General features: G+C 70.3%; 18 protein-coding genes and 1 tRNA gene. 10 read left to right on the forward strand and 9 right to left on the reverse strand.

Annotation, left to right across the window (positions count from 1 at the left end; all coding sequences use genetic code 11):
* Positions 1-22: 22 nt before the first annotated feature.
* Both mnmA and ACX80U_RS00200 read right to left on the reverse strand, forming a co-directional pair.
* Entirely contained in the window at positions 23-1162 is a 1140-nt protein-coding gene (gene mnmA, locus ACX80U_RS00195) for a tRNA 2-thiouridine(34) synthase MnmA (RefSeq protein WP_208741570.1), read from the reverse strand.
* Positions 1159-2385 (reverse strand): cysteine desulfurase family protein, encoded by a 1227-nt coding sequence (locus ACX80U_RS00200; protein WP_459267025.1) that lies wholly within the window; start codon positions 2383-2385, stop codon positions 1159-1161. The genes mnmA and ACX80U_RS00200 overlap by 4 nt, the downstream gene beginning before the upstream one ends.
* A gap of 103 nt (positions 2386-2488) precedes the next feature.
* Between ACX80U_RS00200 and folP the strand changes: the two genes are divergently transcribed.
* The 7 genes from folP (at position 2489) to ACX80U_RS00235 (ending at position 8408) form a co-directional block, all read left to right on the forward strand.
* Entirely contained in the window at positions 2489-3433 is a 945-nt protein-coding gene (folP, locus tag ACX80U_RS00205) for a dihydropteroate synthase (protein ID WP_459267026.1), read from the forward strand.
* Positions 3430-4173 carry a pyrimidine reductase family protein gene (locus ACX80U_RS00210; RefSeq protein WP_459267027.1) on the forward strand — a complete coding sequence of 248 codons (744 nt, stop codon included), beginning with the start codon at positions 3430-3432 and terminating at the stop codon, positions 4171-4173. The genes folP and ACX80U_RS00210 overlap by 4 nt, the downstream gene beginning before the upstream one ends.
* 287 nt (positions 4174-4460) lie before the next feature.
* Positions 4461-5414, forward strand: a complete 954-nt coding sequence (locus tag ACX80U_RS00215) for a J domain-containing protein (protein WP_208740175.1) — start codon at positions 4461-4463, stop codon at positions 5412-5414.
* 9 nt (positions 5415-5423) lie between these two features.
* On the forward strand, positions 5424-5891 hold the full coding sequence (locus ACX80U_RS00220; protein WP_208740176.1) for a tRNA (cytidine(34)-2'-O)-methyltransferase: 468 nt from the start codon (positions 5424-5426) through the stop codon (positions 5889-5891).
* A gap of 19 nt (positions 5892-5910) precedes the next feature.
* On the forward strand, positions 5911-6726 hold the full coding sequence (locus tag ACX80U_RS00225; protein WP_459267028.1) for a class I SAM-dependent methyltransferase: 816 nt from the start codon (positions 5911-5913) through the stop codon (positions 6724-6726).
* Positions 6727-6901: 175 nt separating this feature from the next.
* Positions 6902-7519: an ECF RNA polymerase sigma factor SigK gene (sigK, locus tag ACX80U_RS00230; protein ID WP_459267029.1), complete on the forward strand. Its 618-nt coding sequence runs from the start codon at positions 6902-6904 to the stop codon at positions 7517-7519.
* Between the two features lie 16 nt (positions 7520-7535).
* The gene (locus tag ACX80U_RS00235) at positions 7536-8408 is read left to right on the forward strand and encodes an anti-sigma factor (RefSeq protein ID WP_459267030.1); all 873 of its coding nucleotides are present in this window, start codon (positions 7536-7538) and stop codon (positions 8406-8408) included.
* Between the two features lie 60 nt (positions 8409-8468).
* On the opposite strand, the gene ACX80U_RS00240 is transcribed toward ACX80U_RS00235, so the two are convergent.
* The 4 genes from ACX80U_RS00240 to ACX80U_RS00255 form a co-directional block, all read right to left on the reverse strand.
* Positions 8469-9221, reverse strand: coding sequence for a PIG-L deacetylase family protein (locus ACX80U_RS00240; RefSeq protein WP_459267031.1), 753 nt, complete (start codon positions 9219-9221; stop codon positions 8469-8471).
* A 2-nt stretch (positions 9222-9223) separates the two neighbouring features.
* Complete coding sequence (locus ACX80U_RS00245; RefSeq protein ID WP_133080956.1) at positions 9224-10171, reverse strand: FAD-binding protein; 948 nt, start codon at positions 10169-10171, stop codon at positions 9224-9226.
* 38 nt (positions 10172-10209) lie between these two features.
* Positions 10210-11037, reverse strand: coding sequence for an electron transfer flavoprotein subunit beta/FixA family protein (locus tag ACX80U_RS00250; protein ID WP_459267032.1), 828 nt, complete (start codon positions 11035-11037; stop codon positions 10210-10212).
* A 162-nt stretch (positions 11038-11199) separates the two neighbouring features.
* Positions 11200-12687, reverse strand: a complete 1488-nt coding sequence (locus ACX80U_RS00255; protein ID WP_459267033.1) for a S1C family serine protease — start codon at positions 12685-12687, stop codon at positions 11200-11202.
* A 316-nt stretch (positions 12688-13003) separates the two neighbouring features.
* Here ACX80U_RS00255 and ACX80U_RS00260 point away from each other — a divergent pair, with 316 nt between their 5' ends.
* The 3 genes from ACX80U_RS00260 to ACX80U_RS00270 all read left to right on the forward strand — a co-directional run bounded on the left by ACX80U_RS00260 (position 13004) and on the right by ACX80U_RS00270 (position 17472).
* Positions 13004-15115 (forward strand): TPM domain-containing protein, encoded by a 2112-nt coding sequence (locus ACX80U_RS00260; protein ID WP_459267034.1) that lies wholly within the window; start codon positions 13004-13006, stop codon positions 15113-15115.
* A gap of 64 nt (positions 15116-15179) precedes the next feature.
* Positions 15180-15974 (forward strand): PspA/IM30 family protein, encoded by a 795-nt coding sequence (locus ACX80U_RS00265; protein WP_133080959.1) that lies wholly within the window; start codon positions 15180-15182, stop codon positions 15972-15974.
* A gap of 106 nt (positions 15975-16080) precedes the next feature.
* Positions 16081-17472 carry a cryptochrome/photolyase family protein gene (locus ACX80U_RS00270; protein WP_459267035.1) on the forward strand — a complete coding sequence of 464 codons (1392 nt, stop codon included), beginning with the start codon at positions 16081-16083 and terminating at the stop codon, positions 17470-17472.
* A 151-nt stretch (positions 17473-17623) separates the two neighbouring features.
* On the opposite strand, the gene ACX80U_RS00275 is transcribed toward ACX80U_RS00270, so the two are convergent.
* The 3 genes from ACX80U_RS00275 to ACX80U_RS00285 all read right to left on the reverse strand — a co-directional run bounded on the left by ACX80U_RS00275 (position 17624) and on the right by ACX80U_RS00285 (position 22115).
* Positions 17624-17697 (reverse strand) — tRNA-Met (locus ACX80U_RS00275).
* Between the two features lie 67 nt (positions 17698-17764).
* Positions 17765-20728: a UPF0182 family membrane protein gene (locus ACX80U_RS00280; RefSeq protein ID WP_459267335.1), complete on the reverse strand. Its 2964-nt coding sequence runs from the start codon at positions 20726-20728 to the stop codon at positions 17765-17767.
* Positions 20729-21020: 292 nt separating this feature from the next.
* Positions 21021-22115: a YlbL family protein gene (locus ACX80U_RS00285; RefSeq protein WP_459267036.1), complete on the reverse strand. Its 1095-nt coding sequence runs from the start codon at positions 22113-22115 to the stop codon at positions 21021-21023.
* Positions 22116-22352: the final 237 nt, after the last annotated feature.

A 22352-nucleotide genomic window follows, 5' to 3' on the forward strand; every position in this document is an offset into this window, starting at 1 on the left:
GTGGGGCGTCCGGAAACCGCGACTAGCCCTGCAGGCCCGCCGGTTCGGGGCGGAGCGCGGAGCGCGCCGAGTCGATGGTCGCCTGCCCGAGGACGCGCGTGCCCTGGTACAGCACGACCGTCTGGCCCGGTGCCACGCCGCGCATGGGCTCGACCAGCCGGACCACGAGCTGCGGCGCGCCGTCGGCTGATCCGACGGAGGCGCGCGCCGCCACCGGGTCTCCGTGCGCCCGGACCTGCGCCATGCAGTCGAACTCCTCGCCGGTGAGCACCTCGTCGATGGGCAGGCCTGCCCAGGACACCTTGATCCCCCGCATCTCGTCGATGGCGAGCAGGTGCTCCGGTCCGACGACGACCTCGTTCTGCTTGGGCCGGATCTCGAGCACGAAGCGGGGCTTGCCGTCCGCCGCGGGGGTGCCCAGCTTGAGGCCGCGCCGCTGGCCGACGGTGAAGGCGTTCGCACCGGGGTGGCTGCCGATCTTCTCCCCGTCGACGTCGAGGATGTCGCCCTCCGTCAGGTCGATGCGCTCCTCGAGCCAGCCGCGGGTGTCCCCGTCGGGGATGAAGCAGATGTCGTGGCTGTCGGGCTTGTTCGCGACGGAGAGACCGCGCCGCTCGGCCTCCGCGCGGACCTCAGCCTTCGACGGCGTCTCGGCCAGCGGGAACATGGAGTGCCGGAGCTGCTCGTGGGTCAGGACACCGAGCACGTACGACTGGTCCTTCGCCCAGTCGGCCGCCCGGTGCAGTTCCGGATTGCCGTCGGCGTCCTCGACGACCTTGGCGTAGTGGCCGGTGCAGACGGCGTCGAACCCGAGCGCGAGGGCCTTCTCGAGCAGGGCCGCGAACTTGATGCGCTCGTTGCAGCGCATGCAGGGGTTGGGCGTGCGTCCCGCCGCGTACTCGGCCACGAAGTCGTCGACGACGTCCGCCTTGAAGCGCTCGGAGAAGTCCCAGACGTAGTACGGGATGCCGAGGATGTCGCAGGCGCGCCACGCGTCCCGCGAATCCTCGATGGTGCAGCAGCCGCGGCTGCCCGTCCGGAGCGTGCCGGGCATGCGCGAGAGCGCGAGGTGCACCCCGACGACGTCGTGCCCCGCCTCCACCGCGCGCGCCGCCGCCACTGCGGAGTCGACGCCGCCACTCATCGCTGCCAGTACCCTCATGAGAAAAAACCCGTTCCTGCTGTTCGGATGGATGATGCGTGTCCTGCCATGCCTGCGGCGCGCGCCCGTGCGTAGGCACCACCGATGGCGGCCACCACGGCGTCAACGTCGTCGGCGGTGGATGTATGCCCCAGGCTGAACCGCTGGGCGCCCCGGGCCTCGTCCTCGCTCAGCCCCATGGCGAGCAGGACGTGGGACGGCCGCGGCACACCTGCCGTGCACGCCGAGCCGGTGGACGACTCGATGCCCGCGAGGTCGAGGAGGAACAGGAGCGAATCCCCCTCGCAGCCGGGAAAGGTGAAGTGCACGTTGCCGGGCAGCCGTGTCCCCTCGGGTGCCGGGTGGTCCACGCCGCGGAGCACGGCCTGCGGCACCTCCCGGCGGATGCCGTCGATCAGGCGGTCCCGCAGCGCAGCCAGCCGGGGGCCCTCGTCACCCAGGTGCGCGACGGCGTCGTCGGCCGCCGCGGCGAACGCCGCGATCCCCGCGCCGTCGAGCGTGCCGGACCGGATGTCCCGTTCCTGCCCTCCGCCGTGCTGTACCGGCGTGAGGGTGACGGCGCGCCCCACGAGAAGGGCGCCGACGCCCACGGGGCCGCCGATCTTGTGCGCGCTCACGGCCATGGTGGCGAGTCCCGAGTCCGCGAAGGAGACCGGGACGGACCCGAACGCCTGCACGGCGTCGCTGTGGACGGGCACCCCGTAGCGCGCGGCCTCCGCGGCGACGGCGTGGACCGGCTGGACGGTGCCGACCTCGTTGTTGGCCCACATGACGGTGACGAGCGCCGTCCGTTCCGGCGCCTCGGCCAGGGCTGCCCGCAGCGCCTCGAGGGAGACGACGCCGGTCCCGTCCACGGGCAACCACACCACCTCGGCGCCCTCGTGGCGTTCGAGCCACTCGACGGTGTCCTGCACGGCGTGGTGCTCGACGGTGCTGCAGAGGATCCGGTTGCGTTCCGGGGCGGCGGCCCGCCGGGCCCAGTAGAGTCCCTTGATCGCGAGGTTGTCGGCCTCGGTCCCGCCGGAGGTGAAGACGACCTCGGATGCATGTGCACCCGCGGCCGCTGCGATGGTCTCCCGTGCGTCCTCCACCGACCGCCGGGCACGCCGACCGGAGCCATGGAGGGAGGAAGGATTACCGCTCCGGCTGAGTTCGCGGGTGAGGGCGGCGAGCGCCGGCGCCGAGATGGGCGTGGTCGCCGCGTGGTCGACATACACGGGCATGCCCCGATTCTACGGGCGCCACGCCGTACCGCCGATTCCGGTGGTCCGCGTCACGCACCGGACCACGAGCCGGGCACGCGGCCCGCGGTGGTAGAACTGCAGGGTGGACAGTCGAGCAGCGCCTCCGTCATCCTCCGGGACCTACCGTCCGGCGTTCCGCCACGCGGTGCGTGACTTCGGTCCCCGCACGCTGGACTTCGACCGCCAGATCGCGCTCATGGCCGTCATCAACAGGACGCCGGATTCGTTCTACGACGGCGGGACGACCTTCGCGCTCCAGGCCGCCGTCGATGCGTCCCTGCAGGCGGTCGCCGACGGCGCGGACTGGGTGGACATCGGCGGAGCGCCCTTCGCGCCCGGCGACCCGATCCCGGCGTCGGAGGAGGCGGACCGCATCGTCCCCGTCATCAGCGCCGTGCGCGCGGCATCCGACGTCATCATCTCCGCCGACACCTTCCTGCCCGAGGTGGCCCGCCAGGCGCTGGCCGCAGGAGCCAGCGTCGTGAACGACACCACGGGGCTGCGGGACCCCGACATGGCGGCCGTGGTGGCCGAGGCCGGCGCGCACCTGGTCATCACGCACAGCCTGGCCGAGCCCCGCTCGGTGTACCCGCGGCCCACCTACGGCGACGTGGTCCGCGAGGTCGCGGACTTCCTCCTCCGGAAGGTGGACGACGCCGTGCGGCTCGGCATCCCCGAGGACCGGATCCTGCTGGACCCGGGCCACGACCTCAACAAGAACACGCTGCACTCGCTCGAGCTCACGCGCCGCTTCGCGGAGATCGCGGGCCTGGGCTTCCCCGCCCTGGCGGCGGTGTCCAACAAGGACTTCATCGGCGAGACCCTCGACAGGCCGAAGCGTGACCGCGTGGAGGGCTCGCTCGCGGCCGCCGTGATCTGCATCCTCGGCGGGGCCCGCGTCGTCCGCATGCACAACGTCCCCGCGTCCCGCGCCGCCGTGGATCTCACCGAGGCGGTCCTGGGGTGGCGGGAACCCGCCTACCTCCGGCACAACATGGGCGACGTCAACGAACCGGCGGCGCCGTGATCACCTCCCTCCTCCCGCCGTCGCCCGACGAGGTCGACGACGCCGCGCTGCACCGGGTCTACGCGTATCCCGCGGTCGACCGGCCCTATGTCCGGTTCAACTTCGTCGCGGCCGCCGACGGTGCCGCGACGAGCGGCGGCCTCTCCGCAGGTCTGGGGAACGACGGCGACCAGCGGATCTTCACGGTCCTGCGACGCCTCGCCGACGTGGTGCTGGTGGGGGCCGGCACCGTCCGGGCTGAGGGTTACGAGGGCGACCTCGTGGACGGGGACGCGCGGGCGTGGCGGGCGGCGCGCGGCCTCGCGGGTCACCCCGCCATCGCCGTCATCTCCGGGAGCCTCGACCTCGATCCGTCCAGTGGCTTCTTCCGCAACGCCCCGGTGCGCCCGCTCGTCCTCACCAGCAGGGACGCCCCGGCCGGTAGGCGGGCAGCACTCGGGGACGTCGCCGACGTCGTCGACTGCGGCTCCGACACGGTGGAGGCCCGATCCGTCCTCGCCGAACTCGGCCGCCGCGGCCTGGGGAAGGTGCTGTGCGAGGGCGGCCCCGCCGTGCTGGGCAGCTTCACCCGTGCGGACGCCGTCGACGAGCTGTGCCTCTCGATCAGTCCGCTGCTCGCCGGCGGTGACGGACCCCGGATCTCCGCCGGGGACAGCCCCGACGGAGCCGTCGCGCTCGTGCTCTCCTCTCTGCTCACCGAGGACTCGGCGCTCTACACGCTGTACCGGCGCGCATCCTGAGTCGCACCCCGGCCCGTCCGGCGCGCGGGTCCAGGCATCCCGGCATCCCGGGATCGGGACCGGGCGGGCCGGGGTGCCGCAGGACCGAACTGTTCGCCTGCGTCCCGCGTTGGACCCGTCAGATACCTGCGGTGCCGGCGCGTACCCGATCGGAGCGGAGCGGCGTCCTGTTGCTTTGGCCCGGGACCGCCGGTGCCTCTAGTCTCGGAGTACCGGGGCGCCTCCCGCACCACGCGCCGCCGGGAGTACCCACGCAACGGATCGGAACGCCCGGAAAGGCCGGAGGAATGGCAGAGCCCCCACGGAAGTCGTACTACGACATCCTCGGCGTGCCCCCTGAAGCCGGGACCAAGGAGATCAAGGACGCCTATCGTCGCGCGGCGCGCGCGGTGCACCCCGATCTCGGGGGAACAGCCTCCCAGTTCCATGACGTCGCCGTCGCGTACGAGACGCTGAGCGACCCCCAGCGCCGGGAACGCTACGACTCCGACACCGGACGCGGCCGCCCCGCCCCCGCACCCCCTGCAGCCTCGACCCGCAACGCGACGGCGGGCCCGCAGGGAGCCACCCGGACGAGGGTCGAGGACGTGGACGCCGCGAGGTCAGCGCCCGTCTACGTGCCGCCGTTCTCCCCGTCGGCGCCTCCCGTCGTCCCCCTGCTCCTCGCGGGCCGGCAGGCCTCCGGCGTCCCCCGGCAGCCGGGGATGTTCGCCCGCCTGTCGTCCGGCGCCCGGGCCAGGCTGGAGGGAGAGCTGCGGACCGCCGCCCTGCTCGAGCGCACACTGCTGCCCACCTACCCGGCGGCGCGCCTCGTCAACGGGGTGCAGTTCGAGGACAGGGCCAGGACGACGGCGGGCCATGTGCTGCTCGCCGGCTACCGGATGGCCGTTCTCGACTCCTTCACCGCCTCGCCGGGCAATTTCGCGTGGGACGGACGGTCGCTGCGCCACCAGGGCCGCCCGGTCGAACTCCAGCTGCCGGCGACCGTGCGGGCCGTGCAGGAGCTGTTCCCGGACTTCCACGTCGCGGGGTGGGTCGTGGTCCACGGAGCACCCGACAATCCGTTCGCGCCGGTCATCGACGTCCCGCCGGGATTCGACCGGTCCTCGCCCGCCGTCGTGCAGGTGGTGAACGCCGGCACCACGGTACGCACCGTCCGGTCCTTCCTGGCGTCGGGCCCCACACCGAACGTGGTGCAGCTGCCCGCGCTCGCGCGCCTGCTCGCCGGAGCCGGAAGCTAGGATGGAACGGTGTTCCGCATCCTCTTCCACACGCCCGAGATCCCCGGCAACACCGGGGCCGCCATCCGCCTCGCAGCGGTCGCCGGGGCGGAACTGCACCTCGTGGAACCGCTGGGCTTCAGCCTCGAGGACTCCAAGCTGAAGCGGGCCGGGCTGGACTACCACGACCTGACGGTGCTGCACGTCCATGCGAGCCTCGACGACGCCTGGCGCGCGCTGCAGCCCCGGCGGGTCTTCGCCTACACCTCCGACGGGGACGTCTCCTACACGGACATCACCTACGAACCCACCGACGTCCTGATGTTCGGCCGGGAATCGGACGGCCTGCCGGACGAGGTGAAGCACGACCCCCGTGTGACCGCACGCGTCCGCGTACCCATGCTGCCCTCACGACGATCGCTCAACCTCGCCAACACCGCATCCATCGTCCTCTACGAAGCCTGGCGTCAACAGGACTTCGCAGGTGCCCAGCGATGATCCACGCCTAGGAGCCCCCATGCCCGCTCGCCATGCCGCAATCCTGCCCGACGGCGGAGCGGAGGACTACGACCGCCTCGCTCCGGCCGTGTGGAACCCGGTGAGCAACGCCGTCGTCGCCGCTGCCGACATCCTGGTGGGTGAGCGGGTGCTCGACGTGTTCGCCGGGACCGGTACCGGGACCGTTCCTGCCGCACAGCTCGCGGGGCCGGACGGCCACGTCGACGCCGTCGACCGCTCGTCGGCGATGCTCGACCTGGCGGAAGCGAAGACCGAGGCCCTCGGGTTGGGGAACGTGTCCTTCCACCGGACCGACCCGGCCGACTGGACACCCGAGGCCCCGTACGACGCGGTGCTCAGCTGCTACGGGGTCTTCCTCCTGGACGACATGGACGCCGGCATGGATTCGATCGTCCGCCTCCTGCGACCGGGTGGCCGGGTCGCGATGAGTGCGTGGGACGACGGAGCCCTCGAGCCGTTCGGTGAGATCCTCCTGGACACGATCCGCACCACGTCCGGCGGTGCGTCCGCCCCGTCGGCCAGTCCCGTCTTCGTCGAGAACTGCAGGAAGCTGGCGTCCCGCGAGCGCCTCGAGGAATGGCTCCGCGCCCGGGGCCTGACGGACGTCAGGGTCGAGAAGCTGGACCTGACGGTGCCCCTGGAACCCGAGTACGCGTGGTCCCTCGCGCTCGGCAGCGGCTACCGCGGACTGCTGCCGGACGACTCCGACTCCCTCCAGCGGATCCGGGAGGAGTTCGTGGGACGCCTCGGCGCCGACTTCGTCCTGAACGCCGACTCGCTCATCGCCGTCGGCTCGTACGCACCCGAAGACTAGCGCCGCGAACCATCCGGGACCCTCCCTGCTCCGAAGAAAAGGTGACAGAGGAAAACCACGGAACGGGTAGGGCGGTGGGATGGTGCTTTTGCAGCAGGGACGACGACGCGCCCCACAGCACGATCTCCCGGGCGCTGTTCGGATTGGCACGACCAGCGCTTTATGCTGGAGCCCTATGGAAACGCCACGAGCAAGCCGGGTCAGCCCACGTGCTACAGCAGCAGACGAGGTGGCCGTCGATCGCGGCACCGGCCCGACCCTGACCGACCTGCTGTTGCGGGTCGCGCGGCAGGACCGCACGGCCTTCGCCCTGTTCTACGAACAGACGTCGAAGCGCGTGTACGGCCTGGCACGGCGGGTGCTCGTCGATGCCGACCTGAGCGAGGACGCCACCCAGGAGGTCTACCTCCAGGTCTGGAACACCGCCGACCGTTTCAATCCGGAGCTGGGTAGCCCGATGGCCTGGCTCATGACCCTCACGCACCGCCGTGCGGTGGACAAGGTACGTTCCGAGCAGAGTGCCACGGACCGGGAGGCCCGCTACGGCGCGGCCACCCAGACCATCGACCACGACGACGTCGTCGACACGGTCACGCAGCGGCTCGAGGCGGAGAGCGTGGTCCGGTGTCTGGACACGCTCACCGAGACGCAGCAGGAATCGGTGAGGATGGCCTACTACGGCGGGCTCACCTACCGCGAGGTGGCCGAGAAGCTCGGGGTCGCGGTGCCGACCATCAAGTCGAGGATCCGTGACGGATTGCTCCGACTCAAGACATGTTTGGGGGTGGCCTGAGATGCAGGACAGGGATATGAACAGACAATTCGCCGATGACCTCGCCACCGATCTGGCCCGCGGGCACCTCCTCGAGTGGGCCGAGCTCTACGCGCTGGATGCCATCAGCTCCGACGAACGCCGGATCATCGAGGCGTTCCTGGAGGAGACGGACTCCGCGACCAGCGCGACGTTCGCCGATCGCGTCCGTGCCTGCCGGGAGACGGTGACCTCCGTCTACGCAGCGGGCGAGGTGGAACCGCCGGCGGATCTGTTCGAACGGATCGTCGCACAGCTCCCGGGAGCCGGGCAGTCCGGCGACGGATCAGCGGCCCCGACCGGTTCGCTCCCCCGACCGGGCCTGGCAGCCGTTCCAAGTCCCGGGGCCGAGGGGGTCCAGCAGGCGGAGCACGGCGCAGGCCAGGACGACCTCGCCCGGCGTCGCGCCGCCAAGGCGTCGATGTCCTCCCGGGCCGGGCGCTGGGTGGTCGCTGCTGCTGCGGCCGTGGTCATCGCCGTCGGTGGCGTCACGATCGCCCAGAACCTGGAGCAGACCACGGTCGAGCAGCAGGTGATGCAGGCGTCCGACGTCCGGACGGAGCAACTCACGCTGGCCGCCGGCGGCGTGGCCGACCTCGCGGTGTCCGGGGAGGAGAACGCGGCTGTCGTGACCCTCAGCGGTGTCCCGGCGCCGGCTGCAGGATTCGTCTACCAGATGTGGCGCATCCCCTCCGACGGAACGGCTCCGGTGTCGGTGGGGACCATGTCCGGTGAGGATGTCGCGGGAACCAAGGTCACCGAGCTCTCGGAGATCGGCGGATTCAGTGCGATCGCCATCACCGTCGAACCCGAGGGCGGCTCGGCGACGCCGACACTGCCGATCGTCGCGGAGATCCCGCTCGGAGCGTGATCCACCGACACAGCAGGAGGGCCCCCGCCGATCGTCGCCGGGGGCCCTCCTGCCGCGGGACTAGAACCCGGCGATCGTCTCGTCGGTGTTGATACCCACGACGTGGAAGGACTCGGCACTGCGCCCCTCCGGGAGGCCCCCGCGCCGGGCGTTCTCCCGGAGGATGTCGCGCACCCTTGCCTGCATCCGCTCCACGTCCGGGTGCTGGCTCCGGTGCGCCGTGATCGCGGCGACCTTGACGTCCTCCGAGCCGGTCACATCGACGAAACGGTTCTCGAGGTGCGCCGGTCCCCCGTAGAACCACAGCCACGGCACGCGGAAACTCCTGATCCCGGCCGCCTCGAGCTCGGGGTAGGCGAACGGGTTCTCCACGGCCGGGTAGACGGCCCTCGTGACGGCCTCACCGCAGGCGAGGTGATCCGGGTGGCTCTTCTGGATCCGGTCCCAGCTCCGCTCGGGATGCATCGACAGCACGATGTCGGGACGGACCTCGCGCATCCTCCGGACGATCGCGCGGATCACGGTGTCCGTGGGTTCGAGGTACCCGTCGGGTTGCCCCAGGAACGTGACATCGGTGACGCCGACGATCTCCGCCGCTGCGGTCTGCTCCTCACGGCGCAGGCCCGCGATGCCGGGACGGTCCTCCGCGGAGAACCCGCCGGCGTCTCCGTCCGTGAGGATACAGTAGCTGACGGACGTCCCGGCGGCCGTCCAGCCCGCGATCGTCGCGGACGCCCCGAAGTCGATGTCGTCGGGGTGTGCCGCGAAGACCAGCACCCGCTCCGGAGCTGCCGGGTCACCGTTCCGGGTCACCGCTACAGGCCGCGCTTCCGGATCTCGTCGGTGGCCTGCGGCAGCACCGTGAAGAGGTCACCGACGATACCGAAATCTGCGATCTCGAAGACGGGCGAGTCGGCGTCCTTGTTGATCGCGACGATCACCTTGGAGGTCTGCATCCCTGCCTTCTGCTGGATCGCGCCGGAGATCCCCGCCGAGATGTAGAGCTGGGGCGAGACCGTCTTGCCGGTCTGCCCGATCTGGGCGGAATGCTCGATCCAACCGGCGTCGGTCGCCGCACGCGAGGCACCGACCGCACCGCCCAGGGCATCCGCGAGCTCTTCGAGCGGGCCGAAGTTCCCGTTCACTCCGCGCCCGCCGGCAACGATGACGCGTGCTTCGCTGAGGTCGGGCCTGCCGCTGACCGGCTTGTCCACGCGTCCGGTGACCCGCGCCGCGGCCAGCGGCAGCTCCACGGGGATCGGTACCTCGCGGGGCGACGACGGCGGGCCGGCCTCGACGGCCTCGAAGCTGTTCGGCTTGACCGTCAGGATCGACACATCCGTGGTCACCCGGCACTCCACCGTGTAGGACCCCGCGAAGTCCGACTTCGTGGCCGTGAGGTCACTGTCCAGTGCGACGACGTCGGTGATGACACCGGCCTCGAGCCGCACACCGAGCCGGGCGGCGATCTCCTTGGACTCGTAGGCGTTGCCCAGCAGCACGACCCCGGCACCGGAGGCACGCACGGCTGCCGCCAGGAATGCCGCCTTTCCCGCGACCAGCACCTCGGAGACGGCGGCGGTCTCGGGCCGGTAGTACTCCCGCACCCCGTAGGAGCCCACGCCGTCGAGGTAGGCCGGCCCGGCCTCGTCCGCGAGGGCGACCACCACCTCACCGAGCGAGGCCCCCAGGGACAGGAGTTCGCGCTCGCTCTTGGCGAGGCTCGCTCCGGGGTGGTCGAGGAACACGAGGACGGTGGTCATGGGGGTCTCCTGGACGGATCGGTCGTGCGGTCGGCGGACTAGAGGAGTTTCTGTCCCGCGAGGAAGTCGACGAGCCGGATGCCGGCATCGCCCTCGTCGGTGATGACGGTTCCCTGGCTGCGTGGCGGCCGTGGGGCAGCCGCCTCGACCTTCGTCCAGGACCCGGCGAAGCCCACCTCGTCCGGCTGCAGGCCGACGTCCGTGAGGGACAGGACCTGGATCTGCTTCTTCTTCGCCGCCATGATGCCCTTGAAGTTCGGGTAGCGGGGCTCGTTGATCTGGTCCGTCACGGACACGAGTGCCGGAAGGGGTGCCTCGATGGTCTCGGCGAACGTGTCGTTGTCGCGGCGGGCGGTGAGGCTCCAGCCGCCATCCTCGCGCGCCAGGTCGAGCGAGGCCGCGAAGGTCACCTGGGGCAGGGTGAGTCGCTCCGCGAGTTGCGCCGGCACCAGCGAGGTCTCCCCGTCGGTGGACGCCATGCCCGTCAGGACGAGGTCGAACGGGCCGAGGTGGCGCAGGAGCGCTGCCAGGGCCTTCGAGGTCGCCGAGGCGTCGGAGCCCGTGAGCGCCTCGTCCGTGAGGTGGACGCCGTCGTCGGCGCCGATCTGGAGGGATTTCTTGACCGCGTTCACCGCGGCGGCGGGCCCCATGGTGATGGCCGTGACCCGGTGGCCGCCGGTCGCGCCGCCGTTCGCCTCGACGAGCTGGAGCGCAGCTTCGAGAGCGTACTCGTCCAGTTCGGAGAGGATGCTCTCGGTCCGTACCGTGGTCAGGTCGTCCCCGCTGATGTGGCGGTCGAACTGAGCGTCGGGAACATGCTTCACCAGGACCGCGATGCGCAGTCCGCCTCCTGTGGCCTCGTCCATTGATGACCTTCCTCGTCCGGGGATCTTCCCATCGACTAGCTAACCATAGCGGGGTGACGCTTCCGGGCCAGGCGCTGCCTGCCGAGGTGCTGTGGACGCCCGGAAGGCGGCCCCGAGACGGGACCGCCTTCCGGGTTGTCACCTGCTGCTCGTGGCTGGTCCCTACTGCGTCGGTACCTGCGCCAGGGTGATCTCCACGGTGCGGGTGTCCCCGTCCCGGATGACCTCCACCGGTACCTGCTGGCCGACCGTCTGGATCCGCACGGCCGCCGTCAGCGACTGTGGATCGCTGATCGGGAAGTTGCCCACCTTCGTGATGACGTCTCCGACCTGCAGGGAGGCTTCCTCCGCGGGCGACCCGGGCTCGACGGACTCGACGAGCGCACCGGACGAGAAGGTCGAGGTGGTCTGGGACCCGTCACCGGCCGACGGCGTGACGCTGACGCCCAGGAAGCCGTGCGTGGCCTCGCCGTCCGCGATGATCTCGTCGGCGATGCGCTCGGCGTAGTTGATCGGGATCGAGAAGCCCACACCGATGTTCCCGGTCGACTCGCCGGAACCGGCCGACGCGATCGCGACGTTCACGCCGATGATCTTCCCGTCCGCGTCCACGAGCGCACCGCCCGAGTTGCCCTGGTTGATGGCGGCGTCGGTCTGGATGACATTGAGGTAGATGGAGCCCTGGGACTGGGTCTGCTGCTCACCGGACCCACCGGGCGGCAGGAAGTTGAAACCCTCGCCGTCCTCGGACTCGGAGCTGTCCGGGGTCTCCTCCGGCACGGCCGAGGACGCCACGCTGATGGTGCGGTTGAGGGTGGAGACGATGCCGTCGGTGACGGTGCCGCTCAATCCGAGGGGAGCCCCGATGGCGATCGCGGTGTCGCCGACGTTCAGTTCGTCGGAGTTGCCGAGCGTGGCGGCCGTGAGGTCCGGGGCGTCGATCTTGATGACCGCGAGGTCGCTGAGGGGATCGGTCCCGACCACGGTCGCCGCGAAGACGCGGCCGTCGTTCAGCTTGACCTCCACCGTCGGGTCGGACACCTGTCCGCCGAGGGTCACCACGTGGGTGTTGGTGAGGATGTGCCCGTCCGTGTCGAGGATGATGCCCGAGCCCGAGCCACTGGCGCCGCCACCACTGACGGCGATCGTGACGACGCTCGGAGACGCCGTCACGGCCGCTCCGGTGATGGTGTTGACGTCGTCGGTGTTGTTCACCACGATCGACTCCGGCACGGACTGCGCGGTACCCGTGGGGCCGTCGTCGTCCAGTGCGTTGAAGCCGGCCGTCGCGACGCCACCGCCGATCAGCCCGGCGACGAGGGCCCCCGCGGCGAAGGTGGCGAGACCCACCCGCCTGCGGTCCTTCACCACGGTCCGTCCGCCGTGGTTCGCTCCTCCCGGACCGAAGCCACCGCCCTGCTCGCCGTAGAAGGGCTGGTGCCCGGCATAGGCGGGGTGGGAGACCGACGGATCGTGCGCGGATCCGTGGTGCTGCCGATCGGACTGCCGGCCGTCCTGGTCCGCCGGCCGGCCGTCCCGCTGATCGGGTGACTGCCGGTTGTCCTGACCCGTCCCCCACGACGGCGGGTTCTGGGGCTGCGGAGGGAGCGGGCGTTCGGCGTCGCCCTGGAAGCCTGGCTGCTCGTTCATGGGAGGTCCTTTCGTTGCTGTTGACCACATCATGGCAACCTTCGCTGAGCCTCAAGCATGCATTCGCTGTGCGGTTTCTGAGAAGTTGCTGGAGCTGGGACGGTCGCCCCGGACGGCAGGTCCGGGCGTTCCCAGTATCCTCCGCCCTTCCCCGTCCGATCCGGGGCCCCTTTCGCTAGGGGCATAGATGTGGTGGTGGACGCTCCCGGACCCCAACCATAGAATCGGGAGGACAGGGAGCCTCCGGCGTCCGCCGACCCCAGTCCTGGGACCGGTCGGGTCCGGGGGACATGCTGAAGGGTCGGAAATGCGAATGATGAGCAGGCGCACCCGCGTCTCTGCTGTCCTGGGCGCCGTCGTGGCGATTCCGTTGTTGTCGAGCACCGCGGCTCTGGCCGACGAACCGGTCACCTTCCCCTCCGGTGACTACGTCACCGACACCGCGGGGGTCCTCACTCCCGAGGAGGAGAGCCGGCTCGAGGCCGCGATCGAGGACCTGCGCTCGCAGGAGGGATTCACCGTACGGGTCGCGTACGTCGACACGTTCGAGAATCCGGCCGGAGCCGAGCAGTGGGCGTCCGCCACCGCCGGCCTCAACGCGTCGAGCGCCGACGAGGCGGTCCTCGCCGTCGGCGTGGAGCAGGGCGAGGCGGGGTACGCGCCGGGCAACCGATCGGAGATCGGCGGACAGGGCCAGGCGCTCTACGACGAGTACATCCAGCCCGAATTGCGCGCCGGCAACTTCGCCGAGGCCGGCCTCGCCGCCGTCGAGGGCACGGAGGATGCCCTGACGGGGACCGGCAACGGCGGAGCGGGAGGGACCACGACCGGCGGAACCACGACCGGCGGCAGCGCCCTCGGTGGACTGGCCCTCGTCGGCGGACTCGTCGCCGTCGCGGGCGCAGGAGGGTACCTGCTGCTCAAGAACCGCGGCGGTGGCAGTGCTCAGCGCAAACGCGAGGAATACGGCTACGGGCCCGTGCCCTCCGCCGAGGGCGAGGTGGTCGACCCGCTCGCCTCGTTGAGCGTCGAGGACCTGCGCAAGCGCGCCGGCAGCCTGCTCGTGGCGGCCGACGACGCCATCAAGTCCAGCGAGCAGGAACTGGGCTTCGCCGAAGCCCAGTACGGCAGCGAGGCCATCACCACGTTCTCGCAGGACATCGCCGCCGCCAAGCAGCACATGGGTGAATCGTTCAAGCTGCAGCAGCAGCTCGACGACCACATCCCGGACACGGAGCAGCAGCAGCGCCAGTGGCTCGGGGAGATCATCCGCCGCTGCGAGGACGTGAATGCCTCGCTGCAGGCGCACAAGGAGGACTTCGACGCCCTGCGTGAGCTCGAGCGCAACGCCCCCGAGGCGCTCCGCAGGGCGCAGTCCGCCGCGGCGGATGCGGGCCGCCGGTTCGAGGCGGCCGAGCAGTCCCTCCGGTCACTGCAGGGCCGCTACCTGGAGACGGCGACCTCCCAGGTCGCCGACAACATCGAGCAGGCTCGGGAGCGCCTCTCCTTCGTCGAGAGCGCCGCCTCCGAAGCGCAGTCGCGCATGGCCGCCGGTGACACCGGACGGACCGTCGTCGCGGTGCGTGCAGCCGAGGAGGCGGTCCACCAGAGCACCGTCCTCCTCGATGCCATCGACAAGCGGGCCGACGAACTGGCCGGGGCCGAGCGCGAGCTCGAACGTGCGCTCCCCGAGGCGGAGCAGGACCTCGCGCAGGCGGCGGCGATGGACCGCGCCGGCCAGTACCGCGACCTCGCCGGTCCCGTCGCCGCCCTCCAGGCCGCCGTCACGACCGTCCGGCAGGAGCGCCAGAACGCGCGCAGCAATCCGCTCGCCCTGCTGCAGCGCCTCGAAGCCGCGCACGCCCAGCTCGATGCCGCCCTCGGCGGCGTCCGCGACCAGGCCGAGAACTCCCGTCGCGCCCAGGACTCGCTGCAGCACGCGATCATCGCCGCGCAGTCGAGCATCTCGGGCACGGCCGACTACATCCGGGCGCGGCGCGGCGGCGTCGGCAGTGAGGCGCGTACGCGTCTCGCCGAGGCAGAACGCAACCTCGACCACGCCGTCGACCTCCAGCGATCCGATCCCGTGACCGCGCTCTCCCACGCCCAGCAGGCAGCTCTGCTCGCCGACCACGCCGCGCAGCTCGCGGAACAGGACGTCGAGGGCTTCGGCCGCGGTGGGATGGGGATGGGCCGCATGTACGGGAGACGGGGCGGCGACGGCATGGGCGGCGCCCTGCTCGGCGGCATCCTGCTCGGGTCCATCCTCAACGGCGGCGGCTTCGGCGGTGGGTTCGGTGGCGGTTACGGTGACGGCGGTGGCGGCTTCGGCGGCGACGGCGGGAGCTTCGGCGGTGGCGGCTTCGGCGGCTTCGACGGCGGTGGAGGCGGTTTCGGCGACTTCGGAGGTGGCGGCGGCGACTTCTAGGCCGCTCCGACAGCCTCCCGCAGCAGACTCAGGCACTATTTCCGAAGAATCGAAGGGAAAATCAATGGTAAAGCAGTCAATTTTCGGCAGGATCGCCCAGCTCACCCGAGCCAACATCAATGCTCTGATCGACCAGGCCGAGGATCCGCAGAAGATGCTCGACCAGATGGTCCGCGACTTCACCAACAGCATCGCCGAGGCCGAGAGCGCTGTCGCGCAGACCATCGGCAACCTGCGGATGATGCAGGACGACTACAACGAGGACGTCGAGAACGCTCGCAGCTGGGGCAACAAGGCCCTCGCGGCGTCCCGCAAGGCGGACGAGTACCGCACGTCCGGCGACACGGCCGACGCACAGAAGTTCGACAACCTGGCGAAGGTGGCCATCCAGCGCCAGATGGCGGCGGAGAACGAGGCGAAGGGTGCCGAGCCGACCATCGCGTCGCAGACGGAGATCGTCGACAAGCTCAAGGACGGCCTCAACCAGATGAAGGGCAAGCTCGGCGAGCTCACGGCCAAGCGGGACCAGCTGATCGCCCGCGCCCGCACGGCCCAGGCGCAGCAGCAGGTGCACGACGCCGTCAAGAGCATCGACTTCATGGACCCGACGAGCGAGGTGGGCCGTTTCGAGGAGAAGATCCGGCGCGAGGAGGCGAAGGTCCGCGGACAGCAGGAGCTCGCGTCGTCGAGCCTCGACGCGCAGTTCGAGAGCCTCGAGGACCTCGGGGAGCAGACCGAGATCGAGGCACGCCTCGCTGCCCTGAAGTCCGGTTCCGGCTCGCAGTCCGCGATCGGACAGGGCGCGGGAACCGCCACGGACGCCAAGACACCGTCCACGACGGGCGAGATCACCTACTGATCGGGCCCCAACCCGGTCGGCACGCCAGGGGAACCGCAGCCATCGGCTGCGGTTCCCCTGCTGGTGCAGGAGCCCGCGTGTCGGTGCACGCGGGTAGATTGAGCAGATGGCTGTGACACTGGTGTGGTTCCGTGACGACCTGCGCGTCTCCGACAATCCGGCGCTTGCGGCCGCTGCCGAGAGCGGGGACGACGTCGTCGCCTGTTACGTGCTCGACGAGGACACCGAGGGCATCCGTCCGCTGGGCGGTGCCTCCAGATGGTGGCTCCACCACTCGCTCGCGGCACTGACCGCGTCCCTCGCGGAACTCGGTGTGCCGCTCGTCCTGCGGCGCGGCCCGGCGGGAGAGGTCCTGCCGCGACTGGTGGACGAGTGCTCCGCCCGTGCCGTCGTGTGGAACCGCCGCTACGGCCTGGTCGAGCGCACCACGGACGCGACCCTGAAGGCCGCCTTCGCCGACGACGGCCGCGAGGTGACGAGCTTCCAGGCGAACCTGATGTTCGAGCCCTGGGAGGTCACGTCGGGCTCCGGCGAGGCCTACAAGGTCTTCACGCCCTTCTGGCGCGCCTGCCTGTCCTTCCGCCCTCCCCGCAGGCCGCTGCCCGCGCCGGACCACCTTCACGGCCCCGCGCCGGCCTCGGACGACCTCGGCGCCTGGGGCCTGCTTCCCACGTCGCCGGACTGGGCCGAGGGCCTCCGCCGCACCTGGACGCCGGGAGAGGCCGGCGCGCACGCCCGGCTCGACGACTTCCTCGACGGCGCCGCCTCCGGGTACAAGGACAACCGCGACCGCCCGGGGGTGCAGGGCACCAGCATGCTGTCGCCGCACCTGCGGTTCGGCGAGATCAGCCCCTTCGAGGTCTGGCACGCGGCCCAGGACCATCAGGACAGCTCGACGGCCGAGGACATCCGCGTCTTCGGTTCCGAGCTCGGCTGGCGCGAGTTCAGCTGGCAGCTCCTGTACTTCAATCCCGAGCTCGCCACCGTGAACTACCGGCCCGAGTTCAACGCCTTCGCCTGGGAGAGCTCCACGAGGTCGGAGCTGGAAGCCTGGCAGCGTGGACGGACCGGCTACCCGCTGGTCGATGCCGGCATGCGCCAGATGTGGGAGATCGGCTGGATGCACAACCGCGTCCGCATGGCGACGGCGTCCTTCCTCATCAAGAACCTCCTGATCGACTGGCGCGTGGGCGAGAAGTGGTTCTGGGACTGCCTCGTCGATGCCGACGCGGCGAGCAATGCAGCGAGCTGGCAGTGGGTGGCCGGATCCGGAGCCGATGCCAGCCCCTACTTCCGCATCTTCAACCCCGTCCTGCAGAGCAGGAAGTTCGATCCCGAGGGACGGTACCTCGTGCGGTTCGTGCCGGAACTGGCGGACGCGGACAACATCCATGAACCGTGGAAGGGGACGGCCCCGGGCTATCCCGATCCCGTCGTCGACCTCAAGGAGAGTCGCCAGCGGGCCCTGAGCGCCTACAAGGCCCTGTCGAAGGGCTGACCGGCCTGAGTTACTACCCCGACCCTGGTCACGCCCCCGACAGCGGTGCCGGGGGCGCGGGAGGGGTGTATCGGACCGGACGTCGGCCGGGACCTGCGGCGGGGCAAACGAAAAGTCCGGCCCACCGAGTGGTGGACCGGACTTTTCTTCGTTGCGGGGACAGGATTTGAACCTGTGACCTCTGGGTTATGAGCCCAGCGAGCTACCGAACTGCTCCACCCCGCGGCGTGTAACTAACGTTACCGGCCGCGGGGCCAAGAGGCAAATCGAGCAGCTGCCCGGCCTCCGAGGACTACTCCCCGGTGGTCCCCGAGACACGCTCCTCGGCGTCCAGCGCCCGCTGCAGCGCGTCCTGCAGGCGGTCCTGCGCTTCGCCGTAGGCTGCGAAGTCACCGTCCGCGAGAGCTTCGTTGCCGTCCTGGATCGCCGTGTTGGCGTCGTCGAGCGCGGTCCGGAGGTCGGCCCCGGGGTCACCCGTGGCACCGCCGGGGGTTCCGCCCTCGGACGGGGTCGGCGTGGGCGTCGGCGTGGCGCCCTCGCCCTCGCCCTCCACCGGAGGCGTCGCGGGATCCTCCGGAGTTTCGCCCACGTTCTCCTGGTCGCCCGTCGTCGCTCCCGACTCGCCGCCGAACACCTGGTCCAGTGCCTCGGCGAGGGTCGGCGCGAAGCCGACGTTGTCACCGAAGCTCACGAGGACCCGTCGAAGGACGGGGAAGGACGAGCTGCCCGAGGACTGCACGTAGACCGGCTGGACGTAGGCGATCCCGCCGCCGATGGGCAGGGTCAGCAGGTTGCCGTTGATGACCTCGGACGCACCCTGGCGCAGCAGGTTGAGCTCCTGCGAGACGGTGGTGTCCGAGTTGAACAGGTTCTGCGCCTGGCCGGGGCCGACCACGGAGTCACGGCCTGAGCTGTCCAGCAGGGTCAGTCGGCCGTAGTTCTCGCTCTTGACGCCGTCCTCGCCCGTCCCTGCGTCGCCGTTCGCCGCGAGGAAGCCGTAGAGCACGTTCCTCGGGGTCTGTCCGGCGGGCACGAAGGGGATGTACGGCGTGGTCAGCGAGAACGCGGCCTCCTCCTGGTTGGGCATCTGCAGCGTCAGGTAGAACGGCGGCTGGCGGTCCGTCGCCGCCGTCGTCGCCGCGCCGTCGGCGCTCTCCCCCGGATCGGCCGGTACGTTCCACGCCTCGCTGTTGTTGTAGAACTCGTCCGTCGAGGTGACGTGGTAGCGGGCGAGCAGCTCGCGCTGCACCTTGAAGAGGTCCTCCGGGTAGCGGACGTGCGCCATCAGGTCGGCCGACATCTCGCTGAAGGGCTGCAGCGAGGACGGGTAGACGTTCTGCCACGACTTCAGGACCGGATCCTGGTCGTCCCAGGCGTACAGGCTGACCGAGCCGTCGTAGGCGTCGACCGTGGCCTTGACCGCGTTGCGGATGTAGTTGACCTGTTCCGCGGGCAGTGCGGTGGCGAGGCCCTCGGCCGTCTGCGAATCCTGTGTCGCCGATTCCAGTTCCTGCTGCGTCGAGTACGGGAAGTTGGCGCTGGTGGTGTAGCCGTCGATGATCCACTTCACGCGCCCGTCGACGATCGCCGGGTAGCTGTTGCCGTCGAGCGTCAGGTACGGAGCGACCTTGCGGACGCGCTCCACGGGGTCACGGTCGTAGAGGATCTGGGACTCGCTGTTGACCTGGTTGGACAGCAGGAGGTCGGTGGACTGGAACTTCAGCGCGTACACGAGGCGGTTGAAGGCGTTGCCCACATTCGGCCCGCCCTCGCCGCTGAAGGTGGTGCGCGATTCGTCGTCGGAGTTCTCGTTCTGCGGGCGGTCGATCTCGGCCGGCGCCTGCCCCTCGGGTGCTCCCACGACGGAGTACTCGGGGGAGTCCTCGCCGAAGTAGATGCGCGGCTCGTAGGTGGACTCGTCACCGAGCACACCCGTGGAGGGGATGCCGGACTGCAGGAAGGACGGGCGGCCATCGGGCTGCACGGTCGAACCGGCGGCGGCCACCACGCCGTAGCCGTGGGTGTAGAAGACGTGCTCGTTGACCCAGCCCGCGGGGACACCGTTGGTGTCGAGCTCACGGACCGCGATGACGGTGTCCTGCACCTCACCGTCGATCTCGTACCGGTCGACGTTGAGCGTCTCCGGGAACTGGTAGTACTGGCGGAACTGCTGCAGCTGGCTGAACGCGTCGGAGACGAGGTTCGGATCGAGCAGGCGGATGTTCGCCGTCGTCTCGCCGTCGTCGCCCAGGGCTCCCGCCTGCGGGACGTCCTCGGGGTTGTAGGCCTCGACCTCGACCGCGTCCAGGCCGTACGCCTCGCGCGTCATGTCGATGTTCCTGTCGATGTACTCGCCCTCGAGGCTGAGCTCGGACGGGCGCACCTGGAATCGCTGGACGACGGAGGGATAGACCCCGCCCGCGAGGAGGGCGGTGATGATGAGCATCGCGGTGCCGATCAGCGGCAGGCGCCAGCGGCCGATGAACGCGGAGGCGACGAAGAGGACCGCCACGATGATGGCGGCGACGGCGAGGATGGCCTTGGTGGGGATGACCGCATTCACGTCGGTGTAGAGCGCACCGGCCCAGGTGCCCTGGTTGAGCAGCGTGTCGTAGCGGTCCAGCCAGTAGTTGACGCCCTGGAGCACGAGGAAGAGCGCCGCGACGACGGCGATCTGGATCCGAGCCGCCTTCGTGGTGAAGAGGCCCTTCTCCTCGAGCCGGATGCCGCCGTAGAGGTAGTGCGTGAGGACGGTCGCGATCGCACTGATGATCACGACGCTGATCAGGAAGCCGGTCACGAAGCTCAGGAACGGCAGCGTGAACATGTAGAACGCGTAGTCCATGCCGAACTCCGGGTCGGACTTGCCGAACGGCTCCTGATTGACGAAGAGGAGCACCTCCTGCCACTGGGAGGACGCGGCCGTGCCGGCGAACGCACCGAGGACCACGGGGATGCCGAGCATCAGCAGGCGGCGGATCGGCTCGAGCTGCGCCTGGTAGCGGTTCAGGTTGTCCTGGATGGCGCTGTCGGGGGCGTAGATGGGCCGGCTCCTGAACGCGATGCGCAGGCTGAAGAAGACCGCGCCGGCCATCACGAGGAACGCGACGAGGAACAGGACGATCCGCGACAGGTTCTCGGTGACGAACACCTCGAGGAACCCGAGCTGCTGGTACCAGAGCACGTCCGCGTAGACCTGGGACAGATAGACGAAGGCGATGACGATCACCGCCACGACGATGATCGTCGGGATCAGCGGGCTGCGGCGCCGGCTTCTTGCTGCACTTGCTGGGCTCGGCCTACTGCCGAACGGACGGTCTGGTCCGGATGTCACATCTACCTCATCGTTAGCTGCTGCGGGTCACGATGACCGGTCTTCCGCTCCGCTCCCCAGCCCGGACCCGGGCAGAAGACAGCGTGCAGTCACGCCCTTCGTGGTTTCATTCTGCCCTGTTCACGTCTGGCCCGACCAATTAGGTTCCCGTCGTCTGCGCACCCGCCCGGGATCGTTCCTGAACTGTGTCCTCCGGACACGTCGGCGCCTCCGCTCAGCAGGAGGGCAGCCCGGCCGGGTCCCCGCCCGCTCCCAGGGCCTCGACGGCATCCACGGCGTCCCCGAGCGTCCCGACCTTCACGACCGTCAGGCCGTCGGGGATGTTGCCGGTCACCTCGTCGCAATTGGCTGCGGGCGCGAGGAAGAACTCGGCGCCGCCGGACCGTGCTCCCACGAGCTTCTGTGCAATCCCGCCGATCGGCCCCACGGCTCCGGTGGAGTCGATCGTGCCCGTTCCCGCGAAGTGCCGTCCGCCGGTGAGGTCCCCCTCGGTCAGGGTGTCGATGATGCCGAGTGCGAACATCGTCCCGGCGGAGGGCCCTCCCACATTGTCGAGCTGGATCGTGACGTCGAAGGGGAAGTCGAAGGTCGAGGCGAGGAGGATGCCCAGCTGGAAGTCGCCCTCCGGCGATTCCTTCGGCGTCACGGAGAGATCGAGCGGCGCGCCGTCCCGGAGGATGGACAGGGCGGCCGGCGCCCCTCCGGCCTCGCGCAGGGCCGAGCGCAGCGTCCCGATGTTCCCGATCGCCTCGCCGTCGATGGTCCGCAGGACATCCCCCTCGCGCAGGAGCCCCTCCGACGCGGAGCCGGTGGCGAGTCCGGCGACCGACAGCTCTTCCGTGAAGTCGATGCCCTCGTGGGACAGTGCGGCGGCGATCGCGGATTCCTGGGAGGAGGTCATCGCGACGGCGTTCTGCTCCTCCACCTGGGAGGACGTGGTCCCCTCCGGGTACACGAGCTGTTCGGGCACCACGGTCTCATGGGGATCGGCCCAGGCCCGGAAGGTCTGGAGGACGTTCACCGGTCCGTTCGGCCCTCCGCTGACGAACACGGTGGTGAGGTCGAGTTCGCCCTCGGGCGGATAGCTCTCGGTGCCCTCCACCTGGATGAGCGGCTGTCCGTCGACCTCGCCGATCGTATTGAAGGTCGGCCCCGGCGACTCGATGACATAGGGCGAGGGCAGCAGGACCGCGGCCGTGCACAGGACGACGGCCAGCCCCCCCGAGACCGCCATCGCACGGAAACGGGGGTCCCTCGGCCGCGTGGGCTCCTCCGGGCTGAACGTCTCGACGTGGACGGGCTGCGTCACGGTGCTTCTTCCTGTAGGGCGCGTTGCGCGGGCAGCGCGGTGGGGCGATCCGCACGACACCGGCACACCTAGAGTAGACGTTCCCGCCGACACGCTCCCTGGGCGTTCCCTGCACGTCGACCGCGCGTCGCCGCGTCCGCGTACGCTCCCAGGGCCGCTCGCCCCTGCTGCTTTGCCCTCAGCGAACGGTGCACGGCGCGAGGGACACCGGCAGGGCACGGCCGGTAGCGTGTCTTC

This window comes from Arthrobacter sp. TmT3-37 (genome assembly GCF_054510835.1).